The sequence below is a fragment of the Arenimonas metalli CF5-1 genome (genome assembly GCF_000747155.1).
GTDB classification, from domain to species: Bacteria; Pseudomonadota; Gammaproteobacteria; order Xanthomonadales; family Xanthomonadaceae; genus Arenimonas; species Arenimonas metalli.
On record NZ_AVCK01000064.1, the window covers coordinates 1 to 14909 of the forward strand.

At 71.1% G+C, this 14909-nt stretch carries 13 protein-coding genes; 7 read left to right on the top strand and 6 right to left on the bottom strand.

Annotated features, from left to right (window positions below):
• Nucleotides 1–173 precede the first annotated feature (173 nt).
• The gene (locus tag N787_RS13570) at nt 174–1448 is read right to left on the bottom strand and encodes a dicarboxylate/amino acid:cation symporter (protein WP_034215284.1); all 1275 of its coding nucleotides are present in this window, start codon (nt 1446–1448) and stop codon (nt 174–176) included.
• 122 nt (nt 1449–1570) lie between these two features.
• Here N787_RS13570 and N787_RS13575 point away from each other — a divergent pair, with 122 nt between their 5' ends.
• The gene (locus tag N787_RS13575) at nt 1571–2644 is read left to right on the top strand and encodes a calcium/sodium antiporter (protein ID WP_034215287.1); all 1074 of its coding nucleotides are present in this window, start codon (nt 1571–1573) and stop codon (nt 2642–2644) included.
• 63 nt (nt 2645–2707) lie between these two features.
• On the opposite strand, the gene N787_RS13580 is transcribed toward N787_RS13575, so the two are convergent.
• Together N787_RS13580 and N787_RS13585 are read right to left on the bottom strand one after the other, a co-directional pair.
• Complete coding sequence (locus N787_RS13580; protein ID WP_034215289.1) at nt 2708–3127, bottom strand: CopD family protein; 420 nt, start codon at nt 3125–3127, stop codon at nt 2708–2710.
• 33 nt (nt 3128–3160) lie between these two features.
• The gene (locus tag N787_RS13585; protein ID WP_034215291.1) at nt 3161–3955 is read right to left on the bottom strand and encodes a M48 family metallopeptidase; all 795 of its coding nucleotides are present in this window, start codon (nt 3953–3955) and stop codon (nt 3161–3163) included.
• 181 nt (nt 3956–4136) lie between these two features.
• On the opposite strand from N787_RS13585, the gene N787_RS13590 reads away from it, so the two are divergent.
• Nucleotides 4137–6035, top strand: coding sequence for a DEAD/DEAH box helicase (locus tag N787_RS13590; protein WP_034215294.1), 1899 nt, complete (start codon nt 4137–4139; stop codon nt 6033–6035).
• A gap of 60 nt (nt 6036–6095) precedes the next feature.
• On the opposite strand, the gene N787_RS13595 is transcribed toward N787_RS13590, so the two are convergent.
• On the bottom strand, nt 6096–6752 hold the full coding sequence (locus N787_RS13595; RefSeq protein ID WP_034215296.1) for a hypothetical protein: 657 nt from the start codon (nt 6750–6752) through the stop codon (nt 6096–6098).
• 95 nt (nt 6753–6847) lie between these two features.
• Here N787_RS13595 and N787_RS13600 point away from each other — a divergent pair, with 95 nt between their 5' ends.
• From N787_RS13600 to N787_RS13615, 4 genes are all read left to right on the top strand, one after another.
• The gene (locus tag N787_RS13600) at nt 6848–8026 is read left to right on the top strand and encodes a BaiN/RdsA family NAD(P)/FAD-dependent oxidoreductase (protein ID WP_034215298.1); all 1179 of its coding nucleotides are present in this window, start codon (nt 6848–6850) and stop codon (nt 8024–8026) included.
• A gap of 100 nt (nt 8027–8126) precedes the next feature.
• Nucleotides 8127–9914, top strand: a complete 1788-nt coding sequence (locus tag N787_RS14535; RefSeq protein ID WP_084590818.1) for a vWA domain-containing protein — start codon at nt 8127–8129, stop codon at nt 9912–9914.
• 146 nt (nt 9915–10060) lie between these two features.
• Nucleotides 10061–11842: an acyl-CoA dehydrogenase C-terminal domain-containing protein gene (locus N787_RS13610; protein WP_034215300.1), complete on the top strand. Its 1782-nt coding sequence runs from the start codon at nt 10061–10063 to the stop codon at nt 11840–11842.
• Nucleotides 11843–11914: 72 nt separating this feature from the next.
• Nucleotides 11915–12448: a DUF2059 domain-containing protein gene (locus N787_RS13615; protein WP_034215303.1), complete on the top strand. Its 534-nt coding sequence runs from the start codon at nt 11915–11917 to the stop codon at nt 12446–12448.
• A 48-nt stretch (nt 12449–12496) separates the two neighbouring features.
• Here N787_RS13615 and N787_RS13620 read toward each other — a convergent pair whose 3' ends face one another.
• Both N787_RS13620 and N787_RS13625 read right to left on the bottom strand, forming a co-directional pair.
• Entirely contained in the window at nt 12497–13072 is a 576-nt protein-coding gene (locus N787_RS13620; RefSeq protein ID WP_425387883.1) for a DUF1415 domain-containing protein, read from the bottom strand.
• Between the two features lie 8 nt (nt 13073–13080).
• A complete protein-coding gene (locus N787_RS13625) occupies nt 13081–14382 on the bottom strand; it encodes an NADH:flavin oxidoreductase/NADH oxidase family protein (RefSeq protein WP_034215306.1) in 1302 nt (433 codons plus the stop codon).
• A gap of 100 nt (nt 14383–14482) precedes the next feature.
• Between N787_RS13625 and N787_RS13630 the strand changes: the two genes are divergently transcribed.
• Entirely contained in the window at nt 14483–14878 is a 396-nt protein-coding gene (locus tag N787_RS13630; RefSeq protein ID WP_034215308.1) for an MAPEG family protein, read from the top strand.
• The last annotated feature ends 31 nt before the right edge of the window (nt 14879–14909 follow it).

Genomic DNA, 14909 nt, shown 5'->3' on the forward strand with positions numbered 1-14909 from the left:
CCCGGGCCCGCCGGGCCGCAGCAGCAGCGCGCAGCCGGCGAGCCCTGCGATGCCGAAGCCCATCGCCAGCAGCTGGAACGGCGGGATGCCGGCGGTGCCGCCGGTGAGCACCGCCAGCGAGGACCACAGCAGCACGGCCGCGAACCCGGCGAGGGTGGCGCGGCGCGGCGTCATCAGGCGCGCGGCGCCGCGTCGTCGAGGCCGATGTCGCCGGTGGCGCGGTCGTACACGGCCTGGTCGAGCAGGCCGGTCTCCTTCGCCACCAGCACCGGCACCAGCACCTGGCCGGTGACGTTGGTCATCGTGCGCATCATGTCCAGCACGCGGTCGATCGCGACCAGGTAACCGATGCCCTCGAGCGGCAGGCCGGCCGAGCTGAGCACCACCGTGGCCATCACCATCGCCGTGCCCGGCACGCCGGCGGTGCCGAAGCTGCCCAGCACCGAGGCCAGCAGGATCACGAAGTACTGCGAGGCGCTGAGCTCGATGCCGAAGTACTGCGCCACGAACATGGCCGTCAGCGTGGGGAAGATCGCGCCACAGCCGTCCATCTTGATGCTGGCGCCCAGCGGCACCGCGAACGCCGCGTATTCCTGCTTCACGCCCAGCGCGTGGGTCGCCGCGCGCAGCGAGGCCGGCAGCGCCGCGAAGCTGGACGAGGCGACGAAGGCCACCTGCATCGCCGGCAGCGCCCCGCGCAGGAAGCGCAGCGGGTTCAGCCCGTGCGCCAGCAGCAGCCCGCCGTAGACGAACACGATGTGCAGGGCGCAGGCCAGGTACAACGCCACGACGAAGCCACCCAAGGGCAGCAGCCGCTCGAAGCCGTAGCTGCCCACCAGCGCCGCGATCAGGCCGAAGGTGCCGATCGGCGTGACCTCGAGCACGAAGCGCGTCACCTGGATCATCACGTCGCTGGCCTCGCCGGCCAGCGCACGCAGCTTCGCGGTCTTCTCGCCCAGCTTCACCAGCGCGAACCCGACCAGGCCCGCGAAGAAGATCACCTGCAGGATCTTGCCCTCGGCCAGGGCCGCGAACGGATTGGCCGGCACCACGTCCAGCAGCACCGCCACCGGGCCCGGCACCACCTTCTCGACATAGCTCTCGGCCACGGCCAGCTCGCCCAGGCCCAGCCCTGGCTGCATCACCGCGCCCACCGCGAGGGCCACGCCCACCGCCAGCGCCGCGGTGGCCGCGAACCAGGCGAAGGTACGCCCGCCCAGCGCCGCCACCGACTGTTGCCCGTGCAGGCTGGCCACGGCGTTGATCACCGCGAAGAACACCAGCGGCGTCGCGATCATCTTGATCAGGGTGACGTAGAGCGTGCCCAGCGGCTGGAACCAGGCCGCGGCCGTCTCGCCAATGGCCCAGCCCGCGAGGGCGCCCAGGACGAAGCCGGCGAGCACGCGCTGCCAGAAGGGGATGCGGAACCAGCGGGAGACCAGGGACATCAGGCTTGCCTCGAAGAGCGTGGACGGACGATACCGGGAGGCGCCCACCGGGTCATCCGGTTCTTCACGCCCGGAAACGCAGCGTTCCGGGAGATAATGGCGGCCTGTCCCCGGAGCCCCCAATGACCCTGATCCTGTTCCTCGCCGGCCTGGCCCTGCTGATCGTCGGCGCCGACCTGCTCGTCCGCGGCGCCTCGCGCCTGTCGCTGTCGCTGGGCATCGCCCCGCTGGTGGTGGGCCTGACCGTGGTCGCCTTCGGCACCAGCGCCCCGGAGCTGGCCGTGTCCGTGAAGGGCGCGCTCGACGGCCAGACCGACATCGCGCTGGGCAACGTGGTCGGCAGCAACATCTTCAACATCCTGTTCATCCTCGGCCTGTCGGCCCTGATCGCGCCGCTGGTCGTGGACCGGCAGCTGATCCGCCAGGAAGTGCCGATCGTGATCGGCCTGAGCCTGCTGGTCGGCGGCATGGTCCTGGACCTGAGGCTGTCCGCGGCGGAGGGCGCGCTGCTGGTACTGCTGATCGCCGGCTACACGCTGCTGCTCTACTTCCAGGGCAAGAACGCCCCGGCCAGCGAAGTCACCGACGACTTGCTGCCCACCGGCCCGGCCTGGCTGTCGCGGCTGCCGGCACAGCTGGCGCTGATCCTCGTCGGCCTTGGCATGCTGGTGCTCGGGTCGCGCTGGCTGGTGGACTCGGCCATCACGTTCGCCGAGATGCTGGGCGTCAGCCAGCTCGTCATCGGCCTGACCATCGTCGCCGCCGGCACCTCGCTGCCGGAGGTCGCCACCTCGGTCATCGCGGCGCTGCGCGGCGAGCGCGAGATCGCGGTGGGCAACGTGCTGGGCAGCAACATCTTCAACCTCGGCGCCGTGCTGGGCATCAGCTCGATCGTGTCGGGCAGCGGCCTCACCGTGCCGCCCTCGCTGCTGGCCTTCGACCTGCCGGTGATGATCGCGGTGGCGGTGGCCTGCCTGCCGGTGCTGTTCACCGGGCACCTGATCGCGCGCTGGGAAGGCGCCGTGTTCCTGGGTTACTACGTCGCCTACACCACCTACCTCGTGCTGTACGCGCAGGAGCACGACGCGCTCGACGAATACAGCCTGGTGATGCGCGCGGTGGTGATCCCGCTGACGGTGATCACGCTCGCGGTGGTGGTCGTGCGCGAGCTGCGGCGCCGCCGCCGCCGGGCCTGACGCCGCGCGCGGCCCGCACCGGCATGGCCCGCCACGCGTCGGCGGGCCTAGCGCCAACCGTCCTCAGAACGGCTTGAAGTAGACCAGCCAGAGGATCGGCACCACCAGCACCAGCGGCACTTCGTTGAACCAGCGCAGCGCGGTCGGCGACGGCAGCGGCGCGCCCGTGGCGGCGCGCTTGATCCAGCGGCCGGTCGCGATGAAGTGCGCCAGCATCAGCGCCACCAGCGTCAGCTTCGCGTGCACCCAGCCGCCGCTGCGGTCGAAGTGCAGCCACAGCGCCAGGCCCAGCAGCAGCGCGATGCCGAACATCACGTGCCCGAAGCGGTAGAGCCGCGCGCCCATCAGCGCCAGCCGCGCGCGCACCGCCGGCTCGGCGCCGGCCTCGGCCAGGTTGACCAGGATGCGCGGCAGGTAGAACACCGTCGCCATCCAGGAAATCACGAACAGCACGTGGAAGAGCTTGGTCCAGAGGTAGGCCATGGGGCGACGGGTCTCGGCGTGGGAGGGAAAGGGTCAGCGGCAGGCAGGGCGACGGCCGGCGCTGCGCGCCTGCTCGTAGGCCGGCATCAGGCCGGGCGCGGCCGCGGCCAGGGTCTGGATGCGGCGCTGCGGGTCCGGGTGGGTGGACAGCCAGGCCGGCGGGCGGCTGCCGCCGGCCTGCTTCTGCATGTTCTCCCACAGCGTGGCGGCGGCGCGCGGGTCGAAGCCGGCGCTGGCCATGTAGCGCTGGCCGAGCACGTCGGCCTCGGTCTCGTGCTGGCGCGAGAACGGCAGCGCGATGCCCGCCTGCGCGCCCAGGCCGAGCAGGCCCAGCAGCTGCTGGCGCTGGCCGCCGGTGGCGGAGTTGAGCACCTGCAGGGCGGTGTCGGTGGCGAACTGGTTGGACACGCGTTCGGCCGCGTGGCGCGAGGTGACGTGGCCCAGCTCGTGGCCGATCACCGAGGCCAGCTGGTCCTGGTTGGCGGCCACCTTCAGCAGGCCGGTGTGCACGCCCACCTTGCCGCCCGGCAGGGCGAAGGCGTTGGCGCTGGCGTCGTCGATCAGGGCCACTTCCCAGGGCTTGCTGCGGGCGGGCTCGGGCAGCTGGGCAATCAGGGCGCGGGCCACGCAGTTCACGTAGCGGGTGGATGCCGCATCGCCGGAGACCTTGCCGCCGGCCTTGACCTGGGCGAAGGCGGTGGCGCCCATCCGGTCCATGTCGGCGTCGCCGACCAGGATCAGCTGGGAGCGGCCGGTGGGCGTGGTGCTGCAGGCAGCGGCGAGGCCCAGGGTCAGCAGGGCGGCGAGTTTCGCGGGGCGCAGGCGCATGGGGAGACTCCTTGCTAGGACCGGGCCCCATGATTGGCGCATCGCCCGGATGCCGCAAGCCGGGCGCGGTTCAGGTGCCTGAAGCGCCGCTGGGGTACAATCGCGCGCCTTCTTCGTGTCCGTGGTGTGCCGGTATGCGAAGTCTTCCCGATTCAATCGGACCCAGACCTACGGACTCCCCATGACCGCCCAGACGACCGAGGCGCCCAGCGCGCCGCTGCATTTCCGTGACCTCGCCCTGGGCGAGCCCCTGCTCAAGGTGCTCGCCGAGGTCGGCTACGAGTCGCCCTCGCCGATCCAGGCCGCGACCATCCCGCACCTGCTGGGCGGCCGCGACGTGCTGGGCCAGGCCCAGACCGGCACCGGCAAGACCGCCGCCTTCGCGCTGCCCATCCTGGCGCAGATCGACCTGACCCAGACCAAGCCGCAGGCCCTGGTGCTGGCGCCGACCCGCGAGCTGGGCATCCAGGTCGCCGAGGCCTTCCAGCGCTACGCCGCGCACATGCCGGGCTTCCACGTGCTGCCGGTGTACGGCGGCCAGCCCTACGGCCCGCAGCTGCAGGCGCTGCGCCGCGGCGTGCACGTCGTGGTCGGCACCCCGGGCCGCATCATCGACCACCTCGACAAGGGCTCGCTGGACCTGTCGCTGCTCAAGAACCTCGTGCTCGACGAAGCCGACGAGATGCTGCGCATGGGCTTCATCGACGACGTCGAGGCCATCCTCAAGAAGATGCCGGCCACGCGCCAGACCGCGCTGTTCTCGGCCACCATGCCGCACGCGATCCGCCGCATCGCCCAGACCTACCTCAAGGATCCGGTCGAGGTCACGATCGAGGCCAAGACCCGCACCGCCGAGAACATCCGCCAGCGCAGCTGGGAAGTGTCCGGCCTGCACAAGCTCGACGCCCTCACCCGCATCCTCGAGGCTGAGCCCTTCGACGCCATGATCGTCTTCGCCCGCACCAAGCAGGCCACCGACGAGCTGGCCGAGAAGCTGTGCGCCCGGGGGTTTTCCGCCGCCTCGATCAACGGCGACGTGGTCCAGGCGCAGCGCGAGCGCACCATCGAGCAGCTCAAGAACGGCAAGATCGACATCCTGGTCGCCACCGACGTCGCCGCCCGCGGCCTGGACGTGGACCGCATCAGCCACGTCGTGAACTACGACGTGCCCTACGACACCGAGAGCTACGTGCACCGCATCGGCCGCACCGGCCGCGCCGGCCGCAGCGGCGAGGCGATCCTGTTCATCGCCCCGCGCGAACGCGGCATGCTGCGCGCGATCGAGCGCGCCACCCGCCAGCCGATCACGCCGATGGAGCTGCCCACCGTGGCCGCGGTCAACGACGTGCGCATCGCCAAGTTCAAGCAGCAGATCAGCGACACCCTGGCCGCCGGCGAACTGGGCGAGTTCCGCAAGCTGATCGAGGACTACGAGCGCGAGAAGAACGTGCCGGCCATCGAGATCGCCACCGCCCTGGCCAAGATGGCACGCGGCGACGTGCCGCTGCTGATGGAGCCGCCGAAGTTCGAGGCCAAGAAGCGCGCCTTCGACCGCGACGTGCAGGCCGCCACCGACAAGTACGCCAAGCCCTCGCGCTTCGACAAGCCCGAGCGCGGCGAGCGCCCGGCGCGCGCCGAGCGTCCCGAGCGGCCGGCCTTCGCCAAGAAGGTCCGCGAGCCGCGCACGCCCGACGAGGGCAAGAGCACCTTCCGCATCGAAGTGGGCTACGACCACGGCGTGAAGCCGGGCAACATCGTCGGCGCGATCGCCAACGAGGCCGGGCTGGACGCCAAGCACATCGGCCGCATCGAGATCTTCGAGGACCACACCCTGCTCGACCTGCCCGACGGCATGCCGCCGGACGTGATGCAGCACCTCAAGACGGTCTGGTGCGCCGGCCAGCAGCTGCGCATCACCCGCGACGGCGAGGCGCCGGATACCGCCGGCAAGGCTTCGGGGAAGCCGGGCTTTGGCAAGAAGCCCTTCGCCGGCGGCAAGAAGGAGTTCGGCCCGCGCAAGTTCGGCGGTGACAAGCCGGGCTTCAAGAAGCCGCACCGCAAGGGCCCGTCGCAGGACTGAGCCCTGCCCCGCGCGACGCCTGCGAACGCCCGGCCCTGCCGGGCGTTCTGCTGTCCGGGCTCAGCGCGCCGGCGCGCCGGCGCCCAGGGTCTGCCGCAGCAGCGGCAGGTGCGGGCGCAGCAGTTCGGCGTTGTGGCGGGCCGCTTCGCGTTCGGCGTCGTCGCGCGGCGCCACCGCGTCCAGACCGGGGATGCCGGGAAGGCCCGGCATGCCCTGCACGTCCACCAGCAGCGGCAGCGCGGCCAAGGCCTGCCGCCGCACGAAGGCGTATTCATCGCGCGACAGGCCGGCCTCGTTCACGCCCGCGGCCTGGGCCGCCTTCAGGCGACCCAGCAGCGCGCTGGTTTCGCGATAGGCGCTGGCGAGGTCCTGCAGGTTGGGCGGCTGGTCGGCGGCGCGCGCCGCCTGCGCCTGCTGCGCACGCTCGGCCAGCGCGCGCAGATCGCTGCCCATCTCGCGCACCACGACCTCCTGCACCGTGACCAGCGCCGCGACCTGCGCCGGCGTCAGGCGGCCGTCGGCGGGCGGATCGTAAGGCGCCTGGTTGGTGATCCCGCTGCCCAGGTCCAGGCTGGAGGCCCAGTCCTTGGCGCCCGACAGCATCTCCCCGCCCGCGTTCCACATCGGTCGCAGCAGGAACCACCAGGCGGCGCCCGCGCCGACCACCAGCACCAGCACCACGACCAGGCAACCCGTGAGCAGCTTCTTTGCGGCCATCGCGGCCTCCGTCTGGGATTCCGGCCCAGCATAGCCACGCCGGGCGGCCGCGGGAACGGTCGCCAGCCCCGTGCGCGGCGGCTAAAGTGCCTGGCATGGAAACCGACGTGATCGTGATCGGCGGCGGCGCCGCGGGACTGATGTGCGCGCTGACCGCCGGCCGGCGCGGGCGCCGCGTGCACGTCGTCGAGCACGCCAACCGCTGCGGCAAGAAGATCCTGATGTCGGGTGGCGGCCGCTGCAACTTCACCAACACCGGCACCACGCCCGCGAATTTCCTTTCGGCCAACCCCCACTTCTGCAAGTCGGCGCTGGCCCGTTACCGGCCCGAGCACTTCATCGCCATGGTCGACGCGCACGGCATCGCCTGGCACGAGAAGGAGCTGGGCCAGCTGTTCTGCGACGAGTCCTCGAAGCAGATCGTGGCGATGCTGCTCGAGGAATGCGCGCGCGCCGGCGTGGTGGTGCAGGTGTCGTGCGCGGTGGAATCGGTGGAGGCAATGGCGGGCGGTGGCTACCGCGTGCGTACCTCGCAGGGCCCGCTCACGGCGCCCTCGCTGGTGGTGGCCACCGGCGGGCTTTCGATCCCGAGCATGGGCGCCACCGGCTTCGGCTACGAGCTGGCGCGGCAGTTCGGCCACGAGGTGCTGCCCACGCGCGCCGGGCTGGTGCCGCTGACGCTGAGCGGCAAGCACCAGGAGCACTATGCCGAGCTCGCGGGGGTGTCGTTTCCGGTGTCGGCGCGCTGCGGCAAGGCGCGCTTCGACAATGCGCTGCTGGTGACCCATCGCGGGCTCAGCGGACCCAGCATCCTGCAGATCTCTTCGTATTGGGAGCCGGGCCGCGAACTGCGGCTGGACCTGCTGCCCGACCGCGACGCCGAAGCGTGGCTGCTCGAACGCCAGTCCGCCAAGCCGGCCGCCGAACTCAAGACCGTGCTGGGCGAAGCCTTTCCGCAGCGCTTCGCGCAGCGACTGTGCGAGGTCTGGTTCGCCAACAAGCCGATGCGCCAGTACACCCACCGCGAACTGCCCGACATCGCCCGCAAGCTGGCCGACTGGCCCATCGTGGCCAGCGGCACCGAGGGCTACCGCACCGCCGAGGTCACCCTGGGTGGCGTGGACACCCGCGGGGTCTCCTCGACCACGATGGAATCGATGCGGGCGCCCGGCCTGTACTTCGTCGGCGAAGTGCTAGACGTCACCGGCTGGCTGGGCGGCTACAACTTCCAGTGGGCCTGGGCCTCCGGCCACGCCGCCGGCCAGTCCGCCTGAGACAAATGAACCCGGTTCATTTGTTTTTCCCGCCCTGCGACCTGATGGGGGTGGTTCTGGCGTTCACTGCATGACGAACCCTACGCGGAGCTGCGGAACGATGGACAGGAATTCCCTGGGCATGGCCGGTTTTCTTGCACTTTCCCTGGCGCCTGCGCTGCCAGCGGCCGCAGACGATGGCCAGGTGATGATCGTGCTCGACGCGTCGGGTTCGATGTGGGGCCAGATCGACGGCAAGCCGAAGCTGCAGATCGCGCGGGAAACCCTGGCCACCGTGCTGGCCGACACACCGGCGGGGACGGAGCTGGGCCTGGTTGCCTACGGCCACCGCAGCAAGGGCGACTGCCGCGACATCGAGCTGGTGATCCGCCCCGGGGCCGGCACCGCGCCCGCGATCAACGACGCAGTGGCGAAGATGAAGTTCCTCGGCATGACCCCGCTGTCCGATGCCGTCACGGCCGCGGCGCGCGAGCTTCGCCACACCGAGCGCCGCGCCACCGTCGTGCTGGTCACCGACGGCCTGGAAACGTGCAAGGCCGATCCCTGCGCCGTCGCCAAGGCGCTGGAAGAATCCGGCGTCGACTTCACCGCGCACGTGGTCGGCTTCGGCCTCAGCGCCGAGGAGGGCAAGCAGGTCGCCTGCCTGGCCGAGAACACCGGCGGCCGCTACTTCGCCGCGAACGACGCCTCGTCGCTGGCGGCCGCGATCGCCCGGACCGTGGTCGATGCGCCGCCCGCCGCGCCCTCGCCCCCCGCGGGCCTGGACGCGCCGGACAGCGTGCCGATGTCGTCGCGCTTCAGCGTCGGCTGGACCGGCCCGGGCGACCGCTACGACGACGTGCAGGTCTTCGACCCGGCCGGGCGCGGCGGCCTGGGCGTGGTGCTGGACAGCCAGCGGGTCCGCACCGACGCAGGCTTCGGCGAGAAGAAAGTGACCGTCGTCGCGCCGGCCGTGCCGGGCGATTATCAGCTGCGCTACTACCACGGCGAATTGCGTCGCGTCATTGCCGCGCGTGCGCTGGACGTGGTGGCGACCGACGTGGCGCTGTCCGCGCCGGATGAAGTCGCGATCGCGTCGCGCATCACCGTGGGCTGGACCGGCCCGGGAGCGCGCTACGACGACGTGCAGGTGTTCGATCCGGCGGCGCGCGGCGGCCAGGGCCAGGTGCTCGACAGCCAGCGCGTCGCGACCGACCCCGGCGCCGCGCAGCGGCAGGTCACGGTCGTCGCGCCCGCGGTGCCGGGCGACTACCAGCTGCGCTACTACAACGGCGACAACCGCGAAGTGCTCGTGACCCGGCCACTGCGCGTGGTGGCCGCCGAAGTATCGCTCGACGCACCGGCGTCGGCGCCGATGGCCTCGCGCATCACCGTCGGCTGGGCCGGCCCCGGCGCCCGCTTCGACGAAGTACAGCTGTTCGACCCCGCGGCCAAGGGCGGCGATGGCCGGGTGGTCGACAACCAGCGCGTCGCCACCGACAAGGGCGCGGCGCAGAAGCAGGCCACGGTGGTTGCGCCGGCGGTCCCCGGCCAATACCAGCTGCGCTACTACAACGGCGACAACCGCACTGTCCTGGCGACCCGTCCGATCACGGTGACCGCGATCGACGTCAGCCTGCAGGCACCCGATCGCGTGCCCGTCGACAGCCTGATCACCGTGCGCTGGACCGGCCCCGGCGCCCCCTTCGACAACATCGAGATCCACGACCCGGCCGCCCGCAACGGCGAGGGCCAACTGGTCGTCAACCGCCGCGTCACCACCGACCCGGGCTTCGCCCGCCGCGAGGCGACCCTGCGCACCCCCAAGGCGGCGGGCACCTACCAGCTGCGCTACTACAACGGCGACAACCGCGCCGTCCTGGCCACCCGCCCCCTGATCGTCGAGTAACCAAAGCCGTACCGGGTTCATTTTCTTTCTCGGTGAGACTCAGTCTCACCGAGAAAGAAAATGAACCCGGTAAGGCTTGTTCACCCGGCCCGTACGGGCGGGTATGGTAGAGTCCGGCCTCCCCTGACTAGCCGGCGCCATCGACCATGCCCCAGTACACCGCTCCGCTCCGCGACATGCACTTCGTGCTGTTCGACCTGCTCAAGGTCGAGGATGAACTCAAGGCGCTGCCGCGCTACGCCGAGGTCGACCGCGAGACCATCGAGGCGGTGCTGGAGGAAGGCGCGAAGTTCGCCAGCCAGGTGATCCAGCCGCTCAACCAGGTCGGTGACCGCGAGGGCTGCACCTGGCACGGCGACGGCGTGGTCACGGCGCCGCCCGGCTTCAAGGAGGCCTACGCGCAGTTCGTCGAAGCCGGCTGGCCCTCGGTCAGCTGCGATCCGGACTTCGGCGGCCAGGGCCTGCCGGCGATCGTCAACAACCGCCTCTACGAAATGTGGAACTCGGCCAACCAGGCCTGGCTGATGTACCCGGGCCTGTCGCACAGCGCCTATGAGTGCCTGCACGCCTTCGGCACCGACGAGCAGAAGCAGGTGTACCTGACCAAGATCGTCTCGGGCGAGTGGACCGGCACCATGTGCCTGACCGAGCCGCACTGCGGCACTGACCTCGGCATCCTCAAGACCAAGGCCGAGCCCAACGGCGACGGCAGCTTCGCGCTCAGCGGCACCAAGATCTTCATCAGCGCCGGCGAGCACGACCTCGCTCCGAACATCCTGCACCTGGTGCTCGCCCGCCTGCCCGATGCGCCCGCGGGCACCAAGGGCATCTCGCTGTTCCTCGTGCCCAAGTTCATCCCGGACGCGAACGGCCAGCCCGGCGAGCGCAACGCCATCAAGGCCGGCTCGATCGAACACAAGATGGGCATCCACGGCAATGCCACCTGCGTCATCAACCTCGACGGCGCCCGCGGCTGGCTGATCGGCGAGCCGCACAAGGGCCTGGCGGCGATGTTCGTGATGATGAACTCGGCCCGCCTCGGCGTCGGCATGCAGTCGCTGGGCCAGGCCGAGGCCGCGCACCAGAACGCCGTGGCCTACGCGAAGGACCGCCTGCAGGGCCGCGCGCCGACCGGCGCCGCGCAGCCGTCGAAGGCCGCGGACCCGATCATCGTGCACCCCGACGTGCGCCGCATGCTGCTCACCAGCCGCGCCTACACCGAGGCCGGCCGCGCCTTCACCACCTGGACCGCGCTGCTGATCGACCGCGAGCACGCGCATCCCGACCCGGCCGTGCGCGAAGAGGCCGACGAGCTGATGGCCCTGCTCACGCCGGTGGTCAAGGCCTTCATCACCGACAACGCCTGGGAAACCACCACGCTGTGCCAGCAGGTGTTCGGCGGCCACGGCTACATCGCCGAGTGGGGCATGGACCAGTTCGTGCGCGATTCGCGCATCAACATGATCTACGAGGGCACCAACGGCATCCAGGCGCTGGACCTGCTGGGCCGCAAGGTGCTGATGGACGGCGGCAAGAAGTTCGGCCGTTTCGCGGCGCTCATCCAGGGCTTCCTGAAGGAGCACGCTGCGAACGCCGCGATGGCGGAGTTCAACGGCCCGCTGGCCAAGCTGCTGGCCGACACCGTGGCGCTGACGCAGGAACTCGGCGCGCGCGCGCAGTCCAACCCCGATGAAGTCGGCGCCGCCTCGGTGCCCTACCTGCGCATCATCGGCCACCTCGCCTACGCGTGGATGTGGGCGCGGATGGCGGCCGCGTCGCTGCAGCACGGGGGCGAAGGGTTTTACGGCACCAAGCTGGCGACCGCGCGCTTCTACTTCGCCTGGCTGCTGCCGGAGACCGCGCACCAGTTCAGGGCGGCCCGCGCCGGCGCCGCCACCCTGATGGCGATCGCCGCCGACGACTTCTGACGACGCCGGCGGTCGCGCCCGCGCGCGTCCGTCTGGCACACTCGCGGCCACCCCACGCACTACTGGAATCCCATGACCCTCGTCCGCCGCCTGCTCTGCACCCTCCTCCTGGCCCTGCCGCTGGCCGCCGCGGCCCAGGCCGCCGCGCCGCCCGCCGCCGATGCCGAAACGCGCAAGGAAGCCCTGCGCCTGCTCGACGCCATGGACATGGACACCCAGCTCGCCGGTGCCCTCAAGGTGATGATGGACATGCAGCTGCAGGAGAAGCCCGAGCTGGTGCGCTATCGCAGCGTGATGGAGGCCTTCTTCGCCAAGCACATGAGCTACGACGCGCTGCGCGAGCCGCTGGTCGAACTCTACGCGCAGGAATTCACCGCCGACGAAATGCGCGCCGCGAGCGACTTCTATTCCACCCCGGCCGGCAAGACCTTCCTGGCCAAGATGCCGCGGATGATGCAGCTGGGCGGCGAGCTCGGCCAGCGCCAGGTGATGGAGAACATGGGCGAGCTGGTTGCCGCGCTGCAGGCCGAGGACGCGCGCCTGGCCGAGGAAGCGGGTGCCTCCGGCGCCGACGACGCAGCCGACGCCCCGAGCAACGAAAAATAAGCGAGCGAACCCCGGAGACGGGCGGCGAGCCCCGCCGCCCTCCCCCGCCTAGCGCGGGAACAGCTTCTTCCAGCCGTCCGGCCCGAGCGCGCGCAGCGCCTCGATGTTGGCTTCGTAGATCCGGTCCGCCTCCGGGAACGCGGCCACCGCCCGGTCGACGCTGTCTTCCCGCAGCAGGTGCAGCGTCGGGTACGGCGCCCGGTTGCTGTAGTTCGCCATGTCGTCGGCGTCGCTGTCGGCGAACTGGTACTGCGGGTGGAAACTCGCCACCTGCAGCACGCCGTCCAGCCCGAGCTCCTCGACCGCCGCGTCGGCGACGTCCAGGAAATCGTTGTAGTCGAGGAAATCGCCCAGCACCCGCGGGTGCACCAGTAGCGTGGTCTCGATGTCGCCCGGGTCGGCCGAGGCCAGCAGCTGCAGTTCGTGCAGCAGGTCCTCGATCAACGCCTCTTCGGTCTCGGCCTGGCTGACCACGTAGCGGATCTGCCGCTTCACGTGCACCGCCTTGGCGAACGGGCACAGGTTCAGGCCGATCACGGCCTTCTCGAGCCAGTCGCGCATCGCCGCCACCACCGCCTCGTCGGCCAGCGGCTCGTCACCATGCATCGGATCGTGGGTGTGCATCGGGCCTCCTAACGCGTGAGCCGGGCGGCCTTGCCCAGGTCGTTCCACCAGTAGCGCGCGAACGAGCGCAGCATGCCACGCCCGAGGTCCGGCGCGCGCCCGTCGGCCAGGCGGTCCATCTGCTGGTAATACCAGCCCTGCGCGCCCAGCACGTTCACCATCTTGGGCAGCAGCCACGGGCTGGCCGGCGACAGCCAGCCGCGCGGCCGCAGGTGCAGGCCGCGCTCGAAGGCCGGCAGCTCGTCGATCTCGCGCGCCAGCAGGCGCCGCGCCACGTCCGGATGCGTGCAGAACGGGCGGGCCAGGCCGATCAGGTCGGTATCGCCGCTGGCCAGCGCCGCCTCCATGCCGGCGCGGGTGCGGAAGCCGCCGGTCACCATCATCGGCATCGTCGCCACCTTGCGGATGGCGGCGGCGTAATCGAGGAAATAGGCCTCGCGGACCTTGGTGCTTTCCCGCACCGCCACCGCGTCGCCGTCGCGACCCGACACGCCAAGCAGGCGCGGCTGCTCGTAGTTGCCGCCGGAGATCTCGAGCAGGTCGATCCCGCAACCATTGAGCCGCTGCACCACGCCCAGGCAGTCGGCATGGCTGAAGCCGCCCTTGCGGAAGTCGTCGGAGTTGAGCTTCACCGACACCGGGAAATCCGCGCCGACCGCCTTGCGCACCGCGCGCACGGCCTCGACGAGGAAGCGCGCGCGGTTCTCGAGCGATCCGCCCCAGGCATCGGTGCGCTGGTTGGTGACCGGCGAAAGGAAACTGCTGAGCAGGTAGCCATGCGCGCCATGCACCTGCACGCCGGTGAAGCCGGTCTCGCGCGCGATCACCGCGACCGCGGCGAAGCGCTGCACGAGGTCCAGGATCTCGTCCTCGCGTAGCGCGCGCGGGCGCGCGTAATTGCCCAGCAGCTCCAGCTGCACCGCCGACGGCCCCACCGGCTGGCGCGTGGCGTAGCGCGGCGACTGCCGGCCCGCGTGCGATACCTGCATCCACAGCCCGTTGCCGCCGACCGTGCCGGCGGCAGCCCAGGCCCGGAGCCGCGCGCGCGCCTCGGCATCGACGCTCGGCGCATGCGTGGTATCGATGGCGACGTTGCCCGGGCGCTCGATCACGTGCCGGTCGATCATCACGTTGCCGGTGATATGCAGGCCGGCGCCGCCTTCGCTCCAGGCGCGGTAGAGGCGAACGTGGCGCTCGGTCGCGCGCAGCCGCGCGTCGCCCAGGCCTTCGGTCATCGCCGCCTTGCACAGGCGGTTGGGGATGACGGCACCGCAGGGCAGTTCCAGCGGCTGGGCCAGGGGATCGTTCATCACGGGTTCGCAGGCCGGTTCGGGACGGCCAAGATACCGGATTCACGACGCGCGCCGCGGGCCGGGCTAGAGTGGCGCCACTCCACCGCCAAGGCCCGCCATGCACCCGCTGATCGCCCTCGTCACCCTGCTCACGATCGTCCTGATGATCGCCTGCACGATCCTGGTCGGCCGCGCCCGCGGCAAGTACAAGATCCAGGCCCCGGCCACCACCGGCCACGAGGGCTTCGAGCGCGCGTTCCGCGTGCAGATGAACACTCAGGAAGGCGCGATCATGTTCCTGCCGACGCTGTGGCTGGCGGCGTATTTCGGCAATCCGGAGTGGGCGGCGCTGGCCGGCGCGGTGTGGCTGGCCGGGCGCATCTGGTACGCGGCGGCTTACGCCGTGCCGGGCCGCAACCGCGGCCCGGGCTTCGCCATCAGCCTGCTGGCGCTGGCGGTGCTGCTGGTGATGGCCTCCTGGGGCCTCACCTGGACGCTGCTGCTGGCCGGCTGAGTCCTGCCCGGACCGCGGGGCCGGCGGCCCC

Coding starts and splice junctions, on each gene's coding strand:
- N787_RS13570 (WP_034215284.1), bottom strand. CDS start 1,448: ATGTCCCTGGTCTCCCGCTGGTTCCGCATCCCCTTCTGGCAGCGCGTG.
- N787_RS13575 (WP_034215287.1), top strand. CDS start 1,571: ATGACCCTGATCCTGTTCCTCGCCGGCCTGGCCCTGCTGATCGTCGGC.
- N787_RS13580 (WP_034215289.1), bottom strand. CDS start 3,127: ATGGCCTACCTCTGGACCAAGCTCTTCCACGTGCTGTTCGTGATTTCC.
- N787_RS13585 (WP_034215291.1), bottom strand. CDS start 3,955: ATGCGCCTGCGCCCCGCGAAACTCGCCGCCCTGCTGACCCTGGGCCTC.
- N787_RS13590 (WP_034215294.1), top strand. CDS start 4,137: ATGACCGCCCAGACGACCGAGGCGCCCAGCGCGCCGCTGCATTTCCGT.
- N787_RS13595 (WP_034215296.1), bottom strand. CDS start 6,752: ATGGCCGCAAAGAAGCTGCTCACGGGTTGCCTGGTCGTGGTGCTGGTG.
- N787_RS13600 (WP_034215298.1), top strand. CDS start 6,848: ATGGAAACCGACGTGATCGTGATCGGCGGCGGCGCCGCGGGACTGATG.
- N787_RS14535 (WP_084590818.1), top strand. CDS start 8,127: ATGGACAGGAATTCCCTGGGCATGGCCGGTTTTCTTGCACTTTCCCTG.
- N787_RS13610 (WP_034215300.1), top strand. CDS start 10,061: ATGCCCCAGTACACCGCTCCGCTCCGCGACATGCACTTCGTGCTGTTC.
- N787_RS13615 (WP_034215303.1), top strand. CDS start 11,915: ATGACCCTCGTCCGCCGCCTGCTCTGCACCCTCCTCCTGGCCCTGCCG.
- N787_RS13620 (WP_425387883.1), bottom strand. CDS start 13,072: ATGCACACCCACGATCCGATGCATGGTGACGAGCCGCTGGCCGACGAG.
- N787_RS13625 (WP_034215306.1), bottom strand. CDS start 14,382: ATGAACGATCCCCTGGCCCAGCCGCTGGAACTGCCCTGCGGTGCCGTC.
- N787_RS13630 (WP_034215308.1), top strand. CDS start 14,483: ATGCACCCGCTGATCGCCCTCGTCACCCTGCTCACGATCGTCCTGATG.